The organism is Nonomuraea sp. NPDC049129 (assembly GCF_040648495.1).
GTDB lineage: Bacteria > Actinomycetota > Actinomycetes > Streptosporangiales > Streptosporangiaceae > Nonomuraea.
Map to the genome: position 1 here is coordinate 247,409 of NZ_JBEZDU010000001.1, position 19,711 is coordinate 267,119.

General features: G+C 70.7%; 17 protein-coding genes. 9 read left to right on the forward strand and 8 right to left on the reverse strand.

Annotation, left to right across the window (positions count from 1 at the left end; all coding sequences use genetic code 11):
- Window positions 1–2 precede the first annotated feature (2 nt).
- From AB0B64_RS01115 to AB0B64_RS01125, 3 genes are all read right to left on the reverse strand, one after another.
- Window positions 3–2,123, reverse strand: coding sequence for a PQQ-dependent sugar dehydrogenase (locus tag AB0B64_RS01115; protein ID WP_358173640.1), 2,121 nt, complete (start codon window positions 2,121–2,123; stop codon window positions 3–5).
- A gap of 185 nt (window positions 2,124–2,308) precedes the next feature.
- Window positions 2,309–2,956 carry a TetR/AcrR family transcriptional regulator gene (locus AB0B64_RS01120; RefSeq protein ID WP_358173643.1) on the reverse strand — a complete coding sequence of 216 codons (648 nt, stop codon included), beginning with the start codon at window positions 2,954–2,956 and terminating at the stop codon, window positions 2,309–2,311.
- Window positions 2,957–2,960: 4 nt separating this feature from the next.
- Window positions 2,961–4,181: a cytochrome P450 gene (locus AB0B64_RS01125; RefSeq protein WP_357952306.1), complete on the reverse strand. Its 1,221-nt coding sequence runs from the start codon at window positions 4,179–4,181 to the stop codon at window positions 2,961–2,963.
- Between the two features lie 128 nt (window positions 4,182–4,309).
- On the opposite strand from AB0B64_RS01125, the gene AB0B64_RS01130 reads away from it, so the two are divergent.
- From AB0B64_RS01130 to AB0B64_RS01140, 3 genes are all read left to right on the forward strand, one after another.
- Entirely contained in the window at window positions 4,310–5,788 is a 1,479-nt protein-coding gene (locus tag AB0B64_RS01130; protein ID WP_358173646.1) for an MFS transporter, read from the forward strand.
- Between the two features lie 128 nt (window positions 5,789–5,916).
- On the forward strand, window positions 5,917–7,041 hold the full coding sequence (locus AB0B64_RS01135; RefSeq protein WP_357952304.1) for a PASTA domain-containing protein: 1,125 nt from the start codon (window positions 5,917–5,919) through the stop codon (window positions 7,039–7,041).
- Entirely contained in the window at window positions 7,038–7,637 is a 600-nt protein-coding gene (locus tag AB0B64_RS01140; protein ID WP_357952303.1) for a hypothetical protein, read from the forward strand. The genes AB0B64_RS01135 and AB0B64_RS01140 overlap by 4 nt, the downstream gene beginning before the upstream one ends.
- Before the next feature lie 63 nt (window positions 7,638–7,700).
- Here AB0B64_RS01140 and AB0B64_RS01145 read toward each other — a convergent pair whose 3' ends face one another.
- On the reverse strand, window positions 7,701–8,072 hold the full coding sequence (locus tag AB0B64_RS01145) for a helix-turn-helix domain-containing protein (RefSeq protein ID WP_357952302.1): 372 nt from the start codon (window positions 8,070–8,072) through the stop codon (window positions 7,701–7,703).
- A 68-nt stretch (window positions 8,073–8,140) separates the two neighbouring features.
- Here AB0B64_RS01145 and AB0B64_RS01150 point away from each other — a divergent pair, with 68 nt between their 5' ends.
- On the forward strand, window positions 8,141–8,977 hold the full coding sequence (locus AB0B64_RS01150) for an SDR family oxidoreductase (RefSeq protein ID WP_358173649.1): 837 nt from the start codon (window positions 8,141–8,143) through the stop codon (window positions 8,975–8,977).
- An 83-nt stretch (window positions 8,978–9,060) separates the two neighbouring features.
- On the opposite strand, the gene AB0B64_RS01155 is transcribed toward AB0B64_RS01150, so the two are convergent.
- Complete coding sequence (locus AB0B64_RS01155; protein WP_358173652.1) at window positions 9,061–10,662, reverse strand: carboxylesterase family protein; 1,602 nt, start codon at window positions 10,660–10,662, stop codon at window positions 9,061–9,063.
- A gap of 382 nt (window positions 10,663–11,044) precedes the next feature.
- Between AB0B64_RS01155 and AB0B64_RS01160 the strand changes: the two genes are divergently transcribed.
- Genes AB0B64_RS01160 through AB0B64_RS01180 form a run of 5 tightly spaced genes read left to right on the forward strand, consistent with a single transcriptional unit; the run spans window position 11,045 to window position 16,625 of the window.
- Window positions 11,045–13,684, forward strand: a complete 2,640-nt coding sequence (locus AB0B64_RS01160; protein ID WP_357952299.1) for a nitrate- and nitrite sensing domain-containing protein — start codon at window positions 11,045–11,047, stop codon at window positions 13,682–13,684.
- Window positions 13,677–14,102 carry a roadblock/LC7 domain-containing protein gene (locus tag AB0B64_RS01165; protein ID WP_357641159.1) on the forward strand — a complete coding sequence of 142 codons (426 nt, stop codon included), beginning with the start codon at window positions 13,677–13,679 and terminating at the stop codon, window positions 14,100–14,102. Before AB0B64_RS01160 ends, AB0B64_RS01165 begins: the two co-directional genes overlap by 8 nt.
- On the forward strand, window positions 14,099–14,449 hold the full coding sequence (locus AB0B64_RS01170) for a DUF742 domain-containing protein (RefSeq protein WP_357952298.1): 351 nt from the start codon (window positions 14,099–14,101) through the stop codon (window positions 14,447–14,449). The genes AB0B64_RS01165 and AB0B64_RS01170 overlap by 4 nt, the downstream gene beginning before the upstream one ends.
- Window positions 14,430–15,011 carry an ATP/GTP-binding protein gene (locus AB0B64_RS01175; protein ID WP_357952297.1) on the forward strand — a complete coding sequence of 194 codons (582 nt, stop codon included), beginning with the start codon at window positions 14,430–14,432 and terminating at the stop codon, window positions 15,009–15,011. The genes AB0B64_RS01170 and AB0B64_RS01175 overlap by 20 nt, the downstream gene beginning before the upstream one ends.
- Before the next feature lie 54 nt (window positions 15,012–15,065).
- The gene (locus AB0B64_RS01180) at window positions 15,066–16,625 is read left to right on the forward strand and encodes a helix-turn-helix domain-containing protein (protein ID WP_357952296.1); all 1,560 of its coding nucleotides are present in this window, start codon (window positions 15,066–15,068) and stop codon (window positions 16,623–16,625) included.
- Window positions 16,626–16,647: 22 nt separating this feature from the next.
- On the opposite strand, the gene AB0B64_RS01185 is transcribed toward AB0B64_RS01180, so the two are convergent.
- From AB0B64_RS01185 to AB0B64_RS01195, 3 genes are all read right to left on the reverse strand, one after another.
- Window positions 16,648–17,763, reverse strand: coding sequence for an NADH:flavin oxidoreductase (locus AB0B64_RS01185; protein ID WP_357952295.1), 1,116 nt, complete (start codon window positions 17,761–17,763; stop codon window positions 16,648–16,650).
- The gene (locus AB0B64_RS01190; protein ID WP_357952294.1) at window positions 17,760–18,365 is read right to left on the reverse strand and encodes an urea carboxylase-associated family protein; all 606 of its coding nucleotides are present in this window, start codon (window positions 18,363–18,365) and stop codon (window positions 17,760–17,762) included. The genes AB0B64_RS01185 and AB0B64_RS01190 overlap by 4 nt, the downstream gene beginning before the upstream one ends.
- Window positions 18,366–18,448: 83 nt before the next feature.
- Window positions 18,449–19,699: a hypothetical protein gene (locus AB0B64_RS01195; protein WP_357952293.1), complete on the reverse strand. Its 1,251-nt coding sequence runs from the start codon at window positions 19,697–19,699 to the stop codon at window positions 18,449–18,451.
- Window positions 19,700–19,711 lie beyond the last annotated feature (12 nt).

Genomic DNA, 19,711 nt, shown 5'->3' on the forward strand with positions numbered 1-19,711 from the left:
TCCTAACGTGTGGGCTGGAGGACGACCTGGTCGCTGCTGGTCAGCGGGGGCAGGTCGGTGCCGCCGGGGTCGGTGTAGCCGGCGACGAAGACGCCGGTGAGATGGTCGGTCTCCGGATCGTGTCCGCTCGGCAAGGTGGTCTGGATGGAGCCCGTGCAGCCGCGGGCCGTGGTCTGCGGGTGGCCGTGGTCGTCGTGGCCGAGGATGTAGTCCACGGTCACCTTGGCGCAGTCCACCGGCTGGTCGTCGGTGACCCGCACCTCGAACTCGACGACGTCGCCGAAGTGGAACGCCTGCCCTTCGGCGGGCCGGATCAGCTCCACGACCGGCGCGGCGTTGCCGACCACGATCCGTACCGATGTCGCCGCGGACATGCCGGCGGTGTCGGTGACCTTGAGCGTGGCGTTGTAGAGGCCGTTCTTCTGGTAGGTGTACGACGCCTCGGGGCTGCGGGAGTCGACCTTGCCGTCGGCGTCGAAGTCCCAGGCGTAGCGGAGCCTGTCGCCGTCGGGGTCGGTCGTACCCGCGCTGGTGAAGCGGACGGTCAGGGGCGCGTGGCCGTCGGTCGGCGAGCCGGCGGCGGCCGGGACGGGAGTGTGGTTGCCGGTGTTGCCGATGTAGTCGTAGCGCGCGAGCTGGGCGTCCGGGTTCTCCTGGAAGTAGCCGTCGCCGTACTCCAGCACGTAGAGCGCGCCATCAGGGCCGAACTCCATGTCCATCGGGTTGTCGAAGACGAACGAGGGCAGCACGTCCTCGATCCGCCCGTCACGGTGGAACGCCTTGACGTAGTCGCGGGTCCACTCGTAGAAGAGCGGAACGCCGTCGAAGTACTTCGGCCACCCCACGGCAGTCCGGCCGCGCGTGTTGCGCGGGTCGAAGTGGTACGCCGGACCGGCCATCGGCCCGATGCCGCCGGTGCCCAGCTGCGGGAACTCCGCTGAAGCCCCGTAGGAGTACCACACGTTCGGCTGCGTCACCGGTGGCAGCGCGCGCAGGCCGGTGTTGTGCGGCGACTCGTTGACCGGCGCGGCGCAGTTGAACGCCGCGCCTGACGTACCGGTCGCGAAGTCGTAGTCGACGTACGGGAGCCGCGCCGTCGCACAGTACGGCCAGCCGTAGTTACCGGCCTTGCGGATCACCGTCCACTTGCCGGTCCCCGACGGGCCGCGCTGGGGATCGGCCTCCCGCGCGTCGGGCGAGTAGTCGGCGACGTAGAGCTCGCCCGTGGACCGGTTGAGCTCGATGCGGAAGGGATTGCGCAGGCCCATCGCGTAGATCTCCGGCCGGGTGCGCGCCATGCCGGGCGGGAACAGGTTGCCGCGCGGAATCGTGTAGGACCCGTCGGCGCGGACCTTGATGCGAAGGACCTTGCCGCGCAGGTCGTTGGTGTTGCCGGCGCTGCGCTGGGCGTCGAAGGCGGGGTTGTGGTCGGGCCGCTCGTCGATGGGGTTGTAGCCGTCGGAGGAGAACGGGTTCGTGTCGTCGCCGGTGGACAGGTAGAGGTTGCCGTCGGCGTCGAAGACGATGTCCCCGCCGACGTGGCAGCAGATGCCGCGGTTGACCGGCACGTCGAGGATGCGCTGCTCGGTACGGAGGTCGATCGTGGTGCCGGTGAAGCGGAAGCGGGACAGCCTGATCAGCCCGTTGAACGGCGCGAAGTCCGCCGGTGTGCCGGTGACCGGGGCGTCGCCCTCGTTGAAGTCCGGCGTCGCCGGGTCGTCGATGGGAGTGTTGAGCGGCGGGGAGTAGTAGAGGTAGACCCAGTCGTCGGCTTTGGAGCCCTTGCCGAAGCCGGGGCTGAGGGCGATGCTCTGCAGTCCCTCCTCGTCGTGCCGATAGACGTTTAGCCGGGCGGCCTCCGTGTTGAGACCGGTCTTCGGATCGTGCAACCAGACCACACCGGGCCGGGTGGTGTGCAGGACCCTCGAATCTGGTAACACCGCCAGGTCCATGGGCTCACCCGGATTGTCGTTCAGCGTCACCTTCTGGAACTGGCTGTCGGGCGGCGGAGCCGCGATGCCCACGGTCTCAGTGACAGTGACGGTCTCGGTGGCGTTGGCGGCGGCGGCCGGCATGAGGATCGCCGCAGCGGTCAGGGCGGCGAGCGCGGTTCTCGTTCTCATGCCTCTCCCTTCGTTCTGCTCAGGGGGATAAGAGAGGGCAAATTAACGTGAATGTAACCCGGCTTACGCCGATCGAGGAGGGCCTAATTACGCACGATCAAACAGCTTTCGCCTCAGATCGGACTAAGTACCGCACGTCACTGGACCGTTCAGGTGCGGTGAGCCTTGCCTGAACGGTCCAGCGGTTACGAGCGGGGCGTGACCGGAGCCAGCCAGAGACCGACGATCGCGTCGATCAGCCCGGTCGCGGCGTCGTGCCAGCTGGACCGGGGTGTGGGGGTGCCTTCGGCGAGCGCGCGCTCGCGCTCGGCGATCATGTGCACCATCAGCTGACGCGCCATGTCACCGCGTTCGAGGCGTACCTCCAGCGGCAGGTCGGGAAGGCACCGGTTGAGCCCGTCGATCGCCTGGCGCAGGGACGGCGAGCTGATCGTCTCCTCGATCATGATCTCGCGCAGCGCGGGATCGGTCATCACCTGGGCGCTGAACCGGGCGAACCAGGTGGGGTTTCCCAAAGCGCCCAGGTGCTCGGTGATCGGGCGCAACAGGCAGCCCACCCAGTCCCGCGCGTCCGTGGAGCCGGCCGTCTCGGCCAGCATCCGCAGGCGCAGCCGCTCCATCGGCTCGGTGTGCTTGCGCACGATGGCGCGTACGAGATCCGCCTTGGTGCCGAAGTGGTAACCGACCGCCGCCGTGTTGCCCTGGCCGGCGGCCTCGCTGACCTGGCGGTTGGACACGGCGAAGACCCCGTGCTCGGCGAACAGCCGCTCCGCCGCCGTCAGGATCTGCTCTCGCGTCGCGCTCACGCGCTCGGCCCGGGCGGTTCTCTCCATCAGGTCACCACCGTACTGGAAGCTCGCTCAGTCCGCCGACGACGAGCCCTTCGACCCGGCGCAGTTCCTCGGCCGTGACGGCGAGCTCCAGGGAGGGCAGCTTGCGCAGCAGCACGTCGAGCACCGCCTGCAGCTCGGTACGGGCCAGCGGCTGGCCGAGGCACGAATGAGCCCCGGCGCCGAAGGCCAGGTGTGGGTTCGGGCTGCGGCTGAGGTCCATCTCGCCGGCCCCGTCGAACGCGCTCTCGTCCCGGTTGGCCGCGGCCATGTCGCACAGCACCGTGGTGCCGCGCGGCAGGAGGGTGCCGCCGACCTCGACCTCCTCGCCGATGTAGCGCGGCATCCCGAACCCGAGGTTGGCGTCGAAGCGCAGGGCCTCCTCCACCGTGGTGCGGACCAGCGACCGATCGGCCAGCAGCCGCTCCCAGCGGCTCCGGTCGGTCAGCAGCATGGCCATCATCTTCGCGATCATGTTCGCGGTGGTCTCGTGCCCGGCGACCAGCAGGCCCATGCCGGTGGCCACCAGCGCCGCGTCGGACATCTTGCCGCCCTCGGCGTCGGTGCCCGTGATGAGCTCGCTGAGCAGGTCGTCGCCCGGCTCCTCGCGCTTGGCGGCGATGTGGCCGGCCATGTACGCCACGAACTCGGCCTGCGCCGCCTCGGTCTCCGCCTGCGTGTAGCGGGTCAGGTTGAGCAGCGAGTCGGACCAGTAGGAGAACCTGTCGCGGTCCGAGTCGGGGACCCCGAGCATGTCGCAGATCACCCAGACCGGCAGCGGGAAGCCCAGGCTCGCCTTGAGATCGGCCGGTTGACCCTGCCGCACCATGTCGTCGATGAGCTGCTCGGCCATCGCCTCGATCCCCGGCCGCAGCGCGTTCATCCGCTTGGCCGTGAACCACTTGGTGATCATCCGCCGCCACAGCAGATGGCCCTCGCCGCTCTGCGGGAGCGCCGTCGCCATCTCGCTGTTGAACACGCCGCCCGACTCGCTGTCGGAGATCCGGGCCGCGTCGTCGGCGCTCAGCTGCCGGGTGAAGCGCGGGTCGGACAGCACCTGCTTGACATCCGCGTAGCGCGTGAGCAGCGACGCCTCGTCCCCGCTGGGCAGCGTCACCCGCGCGACCGGGCACTCCTGCCGCAGCCGCGCCCACTCCGCCGGCGGCTCCAGCGCCCCTTCTCTGGAAAGCGGGTAGCTCAACGCCTGCTGGTCCTGGCTCTGGCTCACCGTACGTCCTCCTCGAATTCGGCCCTCGGTACGCGCCCAGTCAACCGGCCCTGCTAATTTAAGTCAAACAGTTGATTTAAGTTGTGACCGGATCGCTGATATCCGGCCGCTCGGACGGAGACCTTTCCATGCGCCATGCACAAGCTCAGCCCTTCGAGGCCGAGCCGCCCGGCCCGCCGCGGACCAATGCCGTCGTGGTGGTGCTGGCCTTCGCCGGGATCGTGGTCGCGCTGATGCAGACCCTCGTGATCCCGCTGATCCCCCAGCTCCCCCGGCTCCTGAGCGCCTCGCCCTCCGACGCCACCTGGGCGATCACCGCGACGCTGCTCGCCGGCGCCGTCGCCACCCCGGTCATGGGACGACTGGGCGACATGTACGGCAAGCGGCTCATGCTGCTCATCAGCCTGACCCTGCTGGTGGCCGGCTCCACCGTCGCCGCCCTCAGCGACTCCCTGGCGCCGATGGTCGTCGGACGGGTCCTGCAGGGGCTGGCGGCCGGCGTCATCCCCCTGGGCATCAGCATCATGCGCGACGAACTGCCGGCCGAACGCCTCGGCTCGGCCACCGCGCTGATGAGCGCCTCACTCGGCGTGGGCGGCGCGCTCGGCCTGCCCGCGGCGGCCTTCCTGGCCGAGCGAACCGACTGGCACGTGCTGTTCTGGACCGCGGCGGGATTCGGCGCCGTGGCCGCCGTGCTCGTGCTCACGCTCGTACCCGAGTCCAGCGTCCGCAGCGGGGGACGCTTCGACCTGGTGGGCGCGGCCGGACTGTCGGCCGCGCTGGTCTGCCTGCTGCTGGCCATCTCCCAGGGCGCCGGCTGGGGCTGGACCAGCGGCCGGACCATCGGGCTGTTCGCGGTCGCGGTCGTCGTCCTGCTGCTGTGGGGCTGGTGGGAGCTGCGTACCAGGCAGCCGCTGGTGGACCTGCGCGCCACCGCGCGCCGTCAGGTGCTGCTCACGAACCTCGCCTCCGCCGTGTTCGGGTTCGCGATGTTCGCGATGTCCCTGGTGCTCCCCCAACTGCTGCAGCTGCCCGAGGCCACCGGCTACGGGCTGGGCCAGTCGATGCTGGTCGCGGGCCTGGTGATGGGTCCGTCGGGCCTGGTGATGATGGCCATGGCACCGCTGTCCGCGCGCATCTCCAGGGCCAGGGGTCCCAAGACGACGCTGATGGTCGGCGCCGTCGTGGTCGCCGCCGGCTACGGCCTGGGCACCGTGCTGATGTCCGCGATCTGGCAGCTCGTGCTCGTCTCCGCGGTCATCGGGGCCGGCATCGGGCTGGCGTACGGGGCCATGCCCGCGCTCATCATGGCCGCCGTACCCCTGTCCGAGACGGCCGCCGCCAACAGCCTCAACACGCTGATGCGCTCGATCGGCACCTCGATCTCCAGCGCCGTCTCGGGCGCCATCCTGGCCCAGCTGACCATGTCCCTCGGCCCCGTGATCGTCCCCTCCCAGAACGGTTTCCGCGTCGTCCTGGCCCTCGGCGCCGTCATGGCCCTCATCGCTCTGGTGATCATGTCGTTCATCCCCGGCCGACGGCCGGCCGCCGCCACCGGGACGACGCACACCGCCGTCCCCGCGCCCGCGAAGGAGCCTTCCCGCTGATTCCCTCCGGCGGCCCTGCCCTGGCCCTGGCCCTGCGGAAAGGTCGCCCCGCAAGTTGAGTAGAGGCCTACTCATGACCCGGCCGAGCTGCGCGCCTAGCGTCAAAGCCCTGAGCCGGGGAGGTGGCGATGCGCCGGTACGGCCTGATGGCCTACGTACTTGCCGCGAGCGTGATGGTGCTGATGGCCGCGTGCGTGATCGGGCTGAGCCCGGCAACGGCCGGGGCAGCGGGGGCGGCGGAGCCGACGGCCGGGGCAACGGAGGTGGTGGGGCCGACGGCCGAACCGTCCTGCCCGACGCTGTCCGAATGGAACAGCGAGACGCATGACGGCACCCGCCCCGGGCCGGTGCCGAACGTCATGGGGATGACCCGGGACAGCGCGGTCGCCGCGCTGGCCCAGGGTGGCTTCGACACGGAGTCCACACCTTCCGACGCGGCGGCCGACTGGACGGTCACCGACCAGACCCCCACCAGCGAGGAGCTCGCGAACTGCGGCTCCACCGTCACCATCGACCTGCAGGCGCCGACCGTGGCGGTCCCGGACGTCGTGGGCGACCAGCGGGACACGGCGGAGAAGAAGATCCGCGACAAGGGGCTCGTCCCGTCGGTGACCGAGGGAGACGGGACGGGCGTGGTGGACGCCCAGGATCCCGCCGCCGGCACGCAGGTGCCCAGCGGCAGCACCGTGACACTGACCCTGCGTCCCCCCACACCGACGTCCCCAACGCCGGACGACCGCGTCGAGGTCCCCGACCTGAACGGGCTCAGCGCGAACGTGGCGCGGCGGCAGCTTCAGAGCCTGGGGCTCACGCTCGTCGTCGGCAGCGGGGACTCGGGCCGCGTGAGCGAGCAGGATCCGGCCGCCGGCACCATCGTCGACCGCGGCAGCTCCGTCACCGTCACCCTGACAGCGGGGCCCACGCCAACCGACCCCGCGAGCCCGGACGTCACCCCCTCCGGCACCGACGAGTCGCCGCGGGTCAGCGACATCGACTCGCGGGAAACCGACTCATCGAGCACGCCGCTGCCCGGCTTGCTGGTGGGCGCGCTCGTGGCGGTGGGCGTAGTGGTCTGGGCGCTGCGCCGCGCCCGCCGCGGCCGGCGGACCTCCACGACGCCCTCCGTGGTCTGCGTCCCGTACGCCGACCTCTCGCCGAGCCTGCAGATCCGTGAGTTCGCGCCCTCGCTCAACCTCGACTTCGTCTGCCACCACGACCCGGGCCGGCAGGAGATCAGGGAGATCGTACGGTGACCGTTACCTTAATCACCCACCCCAGCACCGCCGACCTGCTGCTCTACGCCGACCCGAGACAGGCGGCCCAGGAGCTCGCGCGGGCCGTGGACGCCCGCCGGGTGCTCGACGAGATCAACCGGCAGGTCCAGACGCCGCCCGGCGAGCTGGCGCGCCGGGCCGCGGAGGCGGGCGCCGACCTGCTCGGCGGCATCGACGTGGGGTCGGTGCTGCTGGGTGGCTGGGCGAAGTACCGCAGCCTGCGCGCCGCTGCCCGCAGCACCCTGGACAACCCGGGCATGGGAAAGGTCGTGCCGCTGGCCGAGCACGAGGTCGTCTCCCACCACGAGCCCTATGTCGAGGTACAGGTCAACGGCCGGCCGGTTGGCCGGCTGACCTTCGGCGTGGACCTCATCCTGCATCTCACGATGGTGCAGGCCAGGGTCCGCGGCGGCCGGCTGATGGGCCTGACCGGGGGCGACTGCACAGCCGCCATCGCCTGCAAGATCCAGGGCGTCGAGGTGGCCAGGAAGGAGTTGGTGGTGGTCACGTTGCCGATCAACCGCGACTTCGGGGCGGGCTTCGCCCTGCTGCCAGAGGCACGTACGGCTAGCTGACCTGCCGGCGCGGATGACGCGCGGACACCCGGCGCGGACGGCGAGCGGATGTGCCCGCGCGCCCTAACGGCCCTGGTAGCCCTCGCGGGCGGTCACGACGTCGGGCATGCGGTCCTCCAGCCAGGTGATGAGGGGGATCAGCCGCTCGGCGGCCTCGCGACCCAGCGAGGTGAGGCTGTATTCGACCCGGGGCGGAATCGTGTGCTCGGCCACCCGCAGCACCATGCCATCGCGTTCCAGGGTCTGGAGGGTCTGGGACAGCATCTTCTCGCTCACCCCGTCGACGCGGCGGCGCAGCGCGTTGAAGCGGTAGGGCCCCTCGTAGAGGGCCACCAGCGCCAGGATCGCCCAGCGGCCGGTGATCGTCTCCAGCACCGAGCGAGAGGTGCACTTGCGCGAGAAGACGTCGGCCACCAGGTTCTCGAACTCCTCCATGCGTGCTAGCTTACAGTGCTTTCTGATAGAAAGTACTAACCGCTAGTTCGTACTGAGAGGGAGTAATCATGATCGTGGTAACCGGAGCCAGCGGACACCTCGGCCGGCTGGTGGTCGAGGAGCTCAAGAAGCGGGTTCCCGCCGGGCAGATCGTCGCGGCGGCGCGTACCCCGGAGAAGGCCGCGGATCTCGGCGTCGAGGTCCGCGAAGCGTCCTATGACCGGCCCGAGACGCTCAAGAGCGCGTTCGAGGGCGCCGGCAAGGTGCTGCTCATCTCCGGCACCGAGGGCAACCGGCTCCAGCAGCACTCGGCGGTCGTCGACGCGGCCAAGGCGGCCGGCGCCACGCTCACCTACACCAGCGCGCCCAAGGCCGACGTCACCGAGGCCGGCCTCGCCGCCGACCACAAGGCGACCGAGAACTACATCAAGGCGTCCGGCGTGACGTACACGATCTTGCGCAACAACTGGTACCACGAGAACTACGAGCAGTCGATCGCGGGCGCTCCCCAGCTCGGCGCGGTTTACGGCGCCGCCGGCGACGGCCGGATCGCCTCCGCCTCGCGCGCGGACTACGCCGCCGCCACGGCCGCCGTGCTGGCCGGAGAGGGCCACGACGGCAAGATCTACGAGCTGGGCGGCGACACCGCCTGGACGCTCGCCGACCTGGCCGCCGAGATCTCCAAGGTCACCGGCAAGGAGGTCGCCTACCAGAACCTGCCGAAGGACGACTTCGCGGGCGTTCTGGCCGGTGCCGGTCTTCCGGCTCCGTTCGCGGCGCTCATGGCCGACGTGGACGTCAACATCTCCCGTGGCTGGCTCGCCGACACTCCCGGCACGCTGAGCGAGCTCATCGGCCGGCCGACCCAGCCGATCGGCGAGTATGTCCGCTCCCTGCTCGGCTAGTCACGGCAGCATGCACCCCGCCCAGGGCCGGGGTGGTCGCCCCGGCCCTGGTCTACCAACAGGAGTCGCACCGATAGAAGCGGTCAGAGCGCGTCCCACAGGTCGCAGTTGTGCTCGGTGGCCATCTCGGTGGCCGGGACCATCACCGAGCGTCCGCCCGCGCGCAGTGACATGACGCGCGAGGTGCGGTTGTAGTCCGGCCACGGTGACGCGTACGGCGCCTGCGGCCGGGCGAGCCGGGTGAACGAGCCCCAGTAGTGCACCATGTCCGCCGCCAGCCGGCGCTCGGCCGCGTCGAAGGTGGGCGCGATCGGTGTGCCGTTGTCGAAGCTCGGCCACAGGTAGGCCAGCTCGGCGGCGTGCCCGGCGCCCCACTCGTACCCGACCGGCTCGGGGGTGAGGCCGGGCCCCGTACGGTGGTCGAACCGGTAGGCGAACACGCGGGTGTAGGCGGACAGGTCCTTGATGAACTTGAGCGTCGGGCAGCCGCCCAGACCGGCGATGAACCCCGAGTCGGTGAAGATCGCCGCCGCCAGGTACGCGCCGGTGAACCGGTCCGGCGTCGCCGGCCAGGGATACCGGCGCAGGATGGCGTCGGCGTTGCCGCCGTACAGGGATCGGACGAAGTTCTCGTACTGCGTTTGGGTCCAGTCCAGGTTGCCCTGCGCGAACGTACGGCCCTCGTCGCGGGTGGAGCCCACGATCAGGGGGACGCGCTGGAAGTGACCCGCACGGACGGCGTCACCGGGAGCCTCAGGAAACACCGGGCCGCCGTGCACGAACGAGCTGAACTGCGGCCCGTCGACGAGCCGCGCCGGGGACAGCGCGCGCAGGCAGGCGACGGCGGTCGCGTCGTCGGCGCAGCCGAGCTGGCCGGCGATGGAGGTGCCGGACTGCTCCCCCTGGCTGACGGGCTGGCTGACGCAGGCGCCGCTCTGGATGATCGCGCGGTTGAAGAGCCCGCTCGATCCGGGGGCGGTGAGGTGGCCGCAGACGGAGAACCCGCCGGCCGACTCGCCGTCGATGGTGACCTGCCGGGGGTCGCCGCCGAAGGCGCCGATGTTGCGCCGCACCCAGCGCAGCGCCGCCTGCTGGTCGAGGAAGCCGTAGTTGCCGGACTGACCGGCCTCCCGGGTGAGCGCCGGGTGGGCCAGGAAGCCGAACACGCCCAGGCGGTAGTTGATGCTCACCACCACGACGTTCTCGAGCCGGGCGATCAGGCTGCCGTCGTGCTGGTTGCCTGAGCCGTTGACCAGGCCGCCGCCGTGGATCCAGAACAGCACGGGCAGCCGCTGCCCGGCCTTGGTGCCGGCGGGCCTGAACACGTTGAGGTACAGGCAGTCCTCGGTCTCGGAGCGCGGTCCGTTGGTGCTGGCCGCGGCGGGACAGCGGTTGCCCCACTCGGCGGCGTCGCGGACGCCTGTCCACGCGCGGGCCGGGCGGGGTGCGCTCCAGCGCAGGTCGCCGACCGGCGGCTGCGCGTACGGTACAGCCAGGAACCGGTCCACGCGATCGGCCACGGCGCCCTTGAGCAGACCGGCCTCCACCCGCACCACCGGGCGGGCCGCGCCGGCGAGAGCGGGGGTCGCGGGGAGTCCTAAGAGAAGGGCGGCGACGGCGGTCAGCAGCGCGACGACGCGACGACGCGTTCTCCTTTTCGGCGTAGGAACGAGGGTTTCAGGCATGTACGCAACTCCTTCGGGACGGGCCGGAGGGAATCAGGCGCCTGAAACATAGCTCTGGTCCGATCTCTCGGATAGCGCTCTCCCGGTGGATGGAAGGCTTTTACGCCAAACCCCCGAGCCCGTCGGCGATCCGGGCCGCGGCGGCATCCACGCTCGTCACTGTGCGTCAGCCGCAAACCGTCACGATCACGAACCGTGCACTGACAAAGAGTCAACCCGCCATTGTGCACGAATCTTCACATCTGGAGCTTGAAGTACATCTGCCCCATCGGCATAGTGGACGCACCACAGGCGTATCAGTCGTGGCGGGCATCCTGGGGGGCCGCTACCAGTTCACGACTGCCTAGCGGCGCACCACTACGCGCGGAATTGGACACGATGGATGAGCTCGCCTCCGCCGATCCGCACCAAACTGCTGAGGATCCTGCTGCTTCCGCTGGTCTCGATGATCGCCTTATGGGGGTTCATCGCCTACTCCAGTGTGGATGAGATCGCCGCGGTCTCCCAGAGGCAGGACCGGTGGGACGCCATCGGGTCGCCGGTCCTGGAGCTGATCATCGAGCTGCAGCAGGAGCGGCAGCTTTCGGCGGCGGCGCCGCGCAGCACCGGTGCTTACCCGCTGCTGGCCGAGCAGCGGCCGATCACCGACGGCAAGGTCGCGCGGCTGCGCGAGGCCATCGGATCCATCGGCACCGGTGGCGAAGGGTCGGAGGACGACACCCCGGCCGAGGTGCGGGAGCTGGTACGGGCCCTCGACGGCCTCCAGTCGCTGCGCGAGCGCGCGGACGAGGGCGCGCTGTCCCCGCCGCTGAAGATCATCGACGCGTACAGCAACCTGATCAGCATCGCCAACCGGCAATTCACCGACTACGACGCGTTGAGCAGCCTCTCGTCCTACCGCGCGGTGCGCGGCATGGCGGCCTACAGCTCCGCGGCGGAATACCTGGGCCAGGAGCACGCCGTGCTCACCAGCACGATCGTGCGCCGCAAGATGTCCCCCACGGACCGTGCCTCGTTCGTCGCCGCCATGACCAGCCGCCGGCTCGTCTGGGCCAACGCCGAACGTGACGCGGGCCCCGAACTGCGGGAGAACTACGACAAGCTGGTCGCCAGCGCCCCGTACAAGCGGCTGCTGACGGTGGAAGACCGGCTGTTCAACTGGGACACCAACGGATCGCCGCCGGTGGACCCCGACGAGTGGAAGGCCGACGCCGAGACCCTCCTCAGCGCGATCAACCTCGACACGCACGCCGAGCTGGGCCGCACCTCGGTGGAGGCCGAGGATCAGAAGACCGGGGCGTACTGGCGGATCTGGCTGGTCCTGATCCTGGGCCTGGCCGCGGTGGTCGCGTCGGTGGCGCTGTCGTACCGGTTCGGCCAGTCGCTGATCAGCGAGCTCAGACGGCTTCAGGCGTCCGCGGTCGAACTCGCCGAACAACGACTGCCCCGGCTGGTCGAGCGGCTGCGCCGCGGCGACGACGTCGACCCGGCCACAGAGGCCCCCGGCCTCGACCCGGCCCACACCGCCGAGGTCGATCGCGTGGTGAACGCGTTCTCCGCCGTACGCCGCACCGCGGTCGAGGCCGCGGTGGGCCAGGCGACGCTGCGCAAGGGCGTCGCCCAGGTCTTCCTCAACCTGGCCTGGCGCAACCAGGCGCTGCTGCATCGCCAGCTCGCGCTGCTCGACACCATGGAGCGCCGGGTCGACGATCCGGAGGTCCTGGAAGACCTCTTCAAGCTCGACCACCTGACCACCCGCATGCGGCGGCACGCGGAGAACCTCATCATCCTGTCCGACTCCGCCCCCGCCCGCCGCTGGCGCGACCCCGTGCCGCTGTTCGACGTCGTACGGGCGGCGGTGCTGGAGGTCGAGGACTACACCCGCGTCACCGTCGCGCCGATGCCGGACTCCCCGTTGCTGGTCGGCGCCGCGGTCACCGACGTGATCCACCTGATCGCCGAACTGGTGGAGAACGCCGCCGTCTTCTCCCCGCCCGACACGACCGTGCACGTCCGCAGCATGACGGCGGCCAACGGCTTCGCGCTGGAGGTGGAGGACCGGGGCCTGGGGATGAACCAGGACACCCTCGACGAGCTCAACGCCCGGCTGGTCAACCCGCCGGAGTTCGACCTGGCCGACAGCGACCGGCTCGGCCTGTTCGTGGTGTCCAGGCTCGCGGCCCGGCACAACATCAAGATCATGCTGCGCCGCTCGCCGTACGACGGGACCACCGCGATCCTACTGCTCCCCACGGCGCTGCTCGCCAACGCCGAGGCCCTGGCCGTCGCCGCGGCGCACCCGGTGGGCCACGGCGGTCGCGCGCCCAGGCCCATGCGCGCGATCGGCACCGCGCCCGCCGAGGCCCGGCCCCGCGTGGTCTCCCTGTCCCCGGAGCCGTTCTCTCCGGAGCCCTTCTCCCCGGTCGCCTCGGATGCCTTCTCCGCCTCGGATGCCTTCCCCGCTCGCGGGGCGGAGGCCGTGAACGGCCGAGAGGTCCCCGGCGACCCCGGCGGCCACGGGGTCTCGGCAGACCCGGACGGCTCGCCGGACGCGCCCGTCCCCGCTCCGGAGCCCGAGCGCGCGACCTGGTTCGAGGCCGGCCCCGTGCCGAGGCCGGCACCCGGCCCGGCTAGCGATGGGCTAGGGAACAATGGGCTGGGGAACGGACCGGCGACCTGGCCGGGGAGCGAGGCCGTCGCCGAGCCGAGTACCGGACCGATTTCCAGGCGAGGGGGCGGCTCAGCCGGATCCCCCGGCCCATCCGTAGAGTGGAGCCGCACGGTGCCCGCCCAGGAGGCCGACGAGGACCTCGACGGGTTGCCCATGCGCGTACCTCAAGCCAACATGGCTCCTCAGCTGCGCGCCGCGCGGCGCACGGACCGCAGCGCGGTCTCGGTGCGCTCGCCGGAGGAGCTTGCACAGATCATGTCGTCCATGCAACGTGGCTGGCAGCAGGGTCGCGGCCAGACGGAGCAGGAGCACGACGTGTGGAATCGAAAGGACGACCAACCCGATGCCTGACGCCAGAAGTGAACTGAGCTGGCTCCTCGACGACCTCACCCAGCGGGTCCCCGGCATCCGGCACGCCATCGTGCTGTCCGCCGACGGGCTGGCCATGGGCGGGTCCCGGGAGCTGACGCGGGAGGACTCCGAGCACCTGTCCGCCATCTCCGCCGGCAGCCACAGCCTCGCCATGGGCGCGGGACGGCACTTCGGCCTGGGTGGCGTACGACAGACCATCATCGAGTTGGAGGGTGGCTTCCTGTTCGTCACCGCGGCGGGCCAGGGCGCCCGGCTGGCCGTGCTCGCCTCGGGTGACGCCGAGCTGGGCATGGTCACCTACGAGATGGCGCTCATGGTCAAGCGGGTCGGGGAGCACCTCTCCTCTCAGCCGAGGGGAGCGGCACCGGCACCCGCCTGGAACGGCGCAAGACCGTGACCGGGGAGGATCCCGGGCCGCTGATCCGGCTCTTCGGGCTGACCGGAGGCAGGGCGCGACCGCGTGGCGAGACGTTCGACCTGGTGGCCATCGTCACCACGGTCGGCGGTTCCCACGAGATCGCGGACCTGATCCCGGAGCATCGCACCGTGCTGTCGGTGTGCCGCAGGCCCACACCGGTGGCGGATGTCGCGGCCCACCTCAAGCTGCCGCTCAACATCACGCGGGTGATCCTGGGCGACCTGCGACGCGAGGGTCTTGTCACCATCGAGCGCCCGCGCCCCGCGGCGCAGACGATCGACGAACGCATCTACAGGGAAGTGCTGCATGGGCTACGCAGCCTCTGAGCCGGGGGCGACCGCGGTCGCCTCGGCCTTGGCCATCAAGATCCTCATCGCGGGCGGCTTCGGCGTCGGCAAGACCACCATGGTCGGTACCATCAGCGAGATCCGGCCGCTGCACACCGAGGAGCTCCTGAGCGAGCGGGGCATCGGGGTGGACGACACCTCCGGCGTGGACTCCAAGGTCACCACCACTGTGGCGCTGGACTTCGGCCGCATCACCATCCGCGACGGCTTGTGGCTGTACCTGTTCGGCACCCCCGGGCAGGACCGGTTCTGGTTCATGTGGGACGAGCTGTCGGTCGGCGCGCTCGGCGCCGTCGTGCTCACCGACACCCGCCGCCTGCAGGACTGCTTCCCGGCGGTGGACTACTTCGAGCAGCGCGGCATCCCGTTCCTGGTCGCCGTGAACTGCTTCGACGGGGCCAAGCGCTACGACCCGGCCAAGGTACGGCGGGCGCTCGGCCTGGCCGAGACCACTCCGGTGGTGCTGTGCGACGTACGCGAACGCGAGTCGGTCAAGGAAGTGCTCACGACGCTGGTCACGTACGCGGTGGAAGGGGCCTGACCCCCATCGGAGGAAGCTCCATAGAATCAGCTGTTGGCTGTCTATAGTTACACCGTGTTCACGCTTCAAGCCCTGGTGGATCGCGCCTCACTCGAACTGCGGGTGCTGGTGCCGGGCCGGCCGGGCGCGCTGGACGAGCCGGTCGCCTGGGTGCACAACACCGAGCTGGCCGACCCTTCGCACTACGTACGCGAAGGCGAGCTCGTACTGACGAACGGCCTGTGGATCGACCAAGTGCCGCCGGAGCAGTTCGTACGCAACGTCATGAAGGCCAAGGCCGGCGGCATCGTGTTCGGCCTGCGGGCCGAGACGCCCGCCACTCCCCCGGAGCTCGTCGACGCCTGCCGCGAAGGGGAGCTGCCGCTGCTGGAGATCTCCATCGCGGTGCCGTTCACGGCGGTTTCACAGGCCGTGGCCGACATGCTGACCGACGAACGCAAGCAGTCGCTGGTCGGCATGGTGCGCCGGGGAGACGCCCTGGCCACGGCGATCTCCCGGGGAGCCGGCGCCTCCGGCGTGCTCGACGTCCTGCGGCGCGACCACGACCTGCCGCTCGCGGTGGTCGACAGGATGGCGCGGTCGCTCGCGATGGCCGGCGCCGATCTCGACACGGACCAGCTGCACGCCGTGGCCACGGGATTGGCCAAGAGACCTCCGGCCCTGGAGGTGGATCTGGGGGACGCGGGACGCGCGGCGCTGTTCCCGGTGGGTGCCGTCGGCGACATCGACGCGGCTCTCATCTGTCTGCGCCCCTTGCGCGAGCTCGCGGCGGACGAGCGGGCGGCACTGGAGCAGACGGCCCGCTTCCTCAGCCTGGAGGTCGCGAAGCAGCAGGCGGTCCAGGCGATCGAGATGCGCTTCGCCAGTGAGCTCCTGGAGATGATCCTGTCAGGGGGGCGGCGCTCCGCCGAGGTCCCTGGCCGGCTGCGCGCCTTCGGCGTCGATCCGGGCGGTCCGCTGGCCGTCTGCGCCGTGGCGTTCGCGCTCGGCGAGACCGCGACGATGCACGGGCTCGCCGAGGTGATCGGGGAGTTCTTCGCGGCCGAGGGGGTGCCGGTCGTCGTGGCCGATGGCACGCAGGACGTCGTCGCCGTACTGCCCTGGCGCCATCCCGAGCGTGAGCTGCCGCTGCTCGCCCAGCGCCTGGTACGCGACGTCGAACGGCGCTTCCCCGGCCGCCGCCCGGTCGCGGGCCTGGGCGGACTCGCCGCCCACTCGGCCGAGCTGCGACCCGGGCTGCTGCAGTCCAGGGAGACCTGCCGCGTGCTGCGGCGGACCCGCACGGGGCCTTCCGTACGGGCCTTCGCCGACTTGGGTACGCACCGGCTGCTCCTCGGCTCGCTCGATGTGGAGACCTTGCACCAGTTCTCCGGCGAGCTCCTCGGGCCGATGAAGGACCATGACGCGCGGCGCGGCGGTGAGCTCGAGCTGACGCTGCGGACGTACCTCGATCACGATGGGCAGTGGGCGGCGACGGCCGGAGCGTTGCACGTCCATGTCAACACCCTCCGCAACCGGCTGGCCAAGATCACCGAGCTCACCGGCAGGGACGTGGGACGCACCGAGGATCGGGTGGATCTGTTCCTGGCGCTGACCATCGACGCGATGGACTGAGCATCGACGTGCTGGACCGAGCTCAGACCGTCTGCCGCCACAGGCGGGCGTTGCTCAGCGTCGCCATCGGCTGGAGCATCTGGTGATCGAAGGCCGCCATGGGCAGCCCCTGGGCCAGGCGCCGCGGGAAGTCAGGGTTGGCCAGCGCGCCCCGGCCGAGGGTCAGCACGTCCGCGTGGCCGTCCTCCAGCAGCATGGCCGCCTGGTCGAGGTCGTGCATGCCGCCGTTGGCCAGCACGGGCAGTCCCGTCACCTTCCGGGCGAGGCCGGTGATCGTCATCCCTCCGTCCAGGGTCGCCGTCTCCACCCAGTCCCGTCCTTCGCTGGCGATGTGCAGGTAGGTCGCGCCCGCCTCGGCGAGCGCGGCGAAGATGGTCTCCGCGTCCCTGGAGCCGCCTGCCCATCGGTGCGTGAAGTCGTTGACCTTGCCCTGGGACAGCCGGATCCCCACGCAGAAGTCCGGCCCGAGCTCCGCACGGATGGCGGAGACGATGTCGGCCGCCAGCCGTACCCGACGGGCGACCGGGCCGCCGTAGCGATCGTCGCGCTCATTGGTGTAGTCCGTCAGGAACTGGTCCACCAGGTAGCCGTTGGCGCCGTGCACCTCGACCCCGTCGAAACCCGCCCGCCGGGCGCGGACGGCCGAGGCCACGAAACCGGCCACCGCGCGGTCGATGTCCTCCTGGCTCATCGCGCGAGGTGTCGGCCATGAGCCGTGCCCGCCGTACTCGGGCATCTTCTCCCCGCGTGGCGGGACGGCCGACGGCGCCACCGTCTCGTCGCGGTAGCGGTTGCCCTGCGACAGCGCGCCCGCGTGCATGAGCTGGAGGATCATCGACGCGCCGGCGTCGTGCACCTGCCCGACGATCTCCCGCCAGGCGGCCTCGTGGCCGTCGGTGACGATGCCCGGCTGGTTGGCGTACCCCTGGCTGTGCCAGGTGTCGGTGTAGGTTCCCTCGGTCACGACGAGGGAGAAGCCGCCCTGGGCGTACGCCCGGTAGTAGTCGGCCATCTCGGCTGTCGGCGTGCCGTCGGCGGCAGCGGACACCCTGGTCATGGGCGAGACCGCCAGCCGGTTGGCGAGGCTGAGCCCGCCGACGCGTTCCGGTCGTAGGGCGGGGTGCTGGACATCGTTCATTGTTCGCTCTCTCCTTGTGTGATCAGGTCGATCGCCAGCGGCGTCGGCCGGTGCCCGTTGATCCCGACCAGGTCCTGCGGGCACGCCGAGAGCACGAACACGCAGTCCATCGCCGCCTCGAACGTGATCGCGTCACCGGGGCGGCTGACCGAGCTCAGCCAGCTCAGCCGGCCGTCGTCCGCCACGGGAATCCGCATGAACACGTTGACAGGCTGCGGAGTGCTCGGGCAGGCCAGGCCGAGCCGGGACAGGCTCTCGCCCAGGTTGTCCGCGCAGGAGGCATGGAACCCGGGCACGCCCAGAGCGCGATAGCGCGCCGGGTCGCAGGCCGCGATGAGCATGTCATGCCGGCCCGGCGAGGTGTCCGCCACCAGTGTGAGGACGGGCCTGCGCCGGTCGGTGACGAACTGCTCGCCGACCACCGGGAACAGGCGGCTGATGGCGGCCCGCGTGTGCGACGCGCTGAGGTGCTCGCTCACGTCGTCAGCGGCGAACGCGAACACGTCACCGACCTGACCTCCGTCAAGATCGGTGACGCGCACGCGCTGACCGGTACTGACCTTTACCGCCCGCCCTTCGCCGGCGGGCACGATGACTCGCATGCCGACAGCCAAGCAGCCGGGAGAGGCGCCTGACCATGGAGATTGCTACCGCATTCAACCCCTAGGGTGGATGAATCTCCATGCTAGGAGCGCTCGTCCACGACCTGGAGGACCTTCCCCGTACGGGGATGCAGCACCAGCTCCGAAGGCCGTACCCATTCGACCGTCAGCGGGTGGACGCCCCCCTCCTCCACCGTCTGGGGGTACAGCGGCCTGGCCGCGTACACGGCGTCGATGAGCCGCTGCGTCAGCTCGGGCGGCGGCTCCTCGGTGCAGGCCAGCCGCAGCGTCAGCCCGTCCTTGCCGTTCCAGCGGCGCTGCACCATCTGCATCCCCGACATGGCCCGGTCCGGGTCCGCCGCGATGAGGACCGCGCGGATGGCCTCCGTCGACATCGACACCGTCTCCACCCTGGCGCCCTCGGCCGACCTGCCGAGCAGCCGGAATGCGCGGCAGTCCGGGTCTGTCCATTCCGCCACGTCGCCGGCCGGATAGCGGATGATCGGCATCAGCGTCCTGAACAGATTGGTGACGATCACCCGGCCGGGTACGCCGGGCACGGTGATCGGCTCGCCGGTCGAGTCGTCGATCAGCTCCACCAGGGTGCGGTTGGCGAAGGCCTCGTGCACGCGCACGTCGTCGCCCGGCACCGGGCCGCCGACCAGCCCGGCGTCCACGGAGGCGTATCCGAGCGAGGCGATCCTGGCCCCGGGAAACGCCTTGGCCAGCTGGGGACGCAGGTCGTCGAAGAGGAAGTCGCCGGCGAACAGCAGCAACTCCACCGTGTCGGCCACCTGCCCACGGGCGGCCACCGCGTCGGCCACGGTGGCGAGCTTCATCGGCGGGCCCGCCAGCACGTCGACGCCGAAGTACGCGATCAGGTCGGCGACGGAGTCGTCGGAGGCGTGGCAGGCGATGGGCAGCCGGACGTTCTCCACCGGGGCGTTGTGCAGCGAGTGCTCGATGTAGAGGAAGCCGCCGTACATCTCGCCGGCCGAGAACAGGTTCGCCACCCGGTGCCCCGGCTTCAGCCCCGCCCGGACCATGCCCGCGCCGAACGCGGTCACCGAGTCGGCGTGCTCCGTGCGGGTCCAGGGGGAGAACTTCGGCGCGCCGGTGGTGCCGCCGGAGGTGTACACGCCGGCGTCGGTCAGCGGGCCGGTCAGCAGCCGGTTGTCCGGGTAGACGTTCGCGGCCCAGAAGGCCGTCTGGTCGATGATCGGCAGCTGGCTGAGGTCTGAGGCGCCTTCGGGCACGTCGCGGTACGCCTCGGCGTAGAAGGGCGAGTGGCGGCGGGCGAAGTCGACCAGGTCACGCAGGGATTTGGCGGGCATGTGCCTCTCCTA